1 protein-coding gene is annotated in these 929 nt (G+C 54.4%); it reads right to left on the reverse strand.

All coding sequences use genetic code 11. The features are described 5' to 3' along the window. Positions 1-41: 41 nt before the first annotated feature. Positions 42-929, reverse strand: an 888-nt coding sequence (locus HMPREF2836_RS09025) for an IS3 family transposase (RefSeq protein ID WP_210394344.1), incomplete at its 5' end; no start/stop codon positions are given.

Genomic DNA, 929 nt, shown 5'->3' on the forward strand with positions numbered 1-929 from the left:
TGAACTGCGCCCCGAAACTTGGACGCATTAAATAGTAACCCTTACACGGCCTCCAGCAGGGCCTGAACCCGGTACTCTACCGGAGTCAGGCCCTTAAGCTTTACCTGACGTCTTACTGTATTCCAATGCGTAATATAGGCATCAAGGTCAACCTTGAAACTCTCGAAAGTTGGCCAGTCTTGGCCGCGAAAAAACTCGTCCTTGAGGTGTCCAAAGACCTGCTCAGTGGCGCCATTATCAATGCAGTTGCCTTTGCGTGACATGCTCTGGATAAAACCGTTCTCAGCGAGCATACTGATGTAGGTCTCATGCTGATACTGCCACCCCATATCCGAGTGCAAAATCGGCTTAGCTCCCTCAGGTTTGGCATCCATGAGTACCTGAAGCATCTCTTGCTGCTGGGCAAGATTAGGGAACATCGAGATGGAGTGGGCAACAATCTCCTTGCTGGCAAAGTCATAAACCGGAGCGAGATAGGCCTTACCAAAGGAAAGCTTAAACTCGGTAACATCGGTGCCCAACTTCTGCCAAGGACCAGTCGCCGTGAAGTTGCGACCGATGATGTTGGCGAAACTTTGCCCCACCTCCCCCTTGTAGGAGTTATACCTGTGGTAGGCCCTCTCACGGCGTATACCGCAACGCAGCCCCATCTGACGCATCATCTTCAAAACCGTCTTATCGGCAATGCGCACCCCTTCCTCAGCGCGCAGGCACATAGCTACCTGCCTGTGACCACACCCGTTGGGGGTTCGCGAAAAGATTTGGGCGACCTTGGCACGTAGCTGCACTCTGGTTGGCTGCTGGGGGTGAGCCAGCGCATAGTAGTAGCTCGACCTGGCAAGGCCAGCAGCTTCGAGGAGATCACGCACCGCGTGTCCATGCCCTGAAAGCTCAGCGACCACTAGGGCTTTGTCCCGGTTTGGGAGCGC

The organism is Rothia sp. HMSC065C12 (assembly GCF_001812085.1).
Lineage (GTDB): Bacteria > Actinomycetota > Actinomycetes > Actinomycetales > Micrococcaceae > Rothia > Rothia mucilaginosa.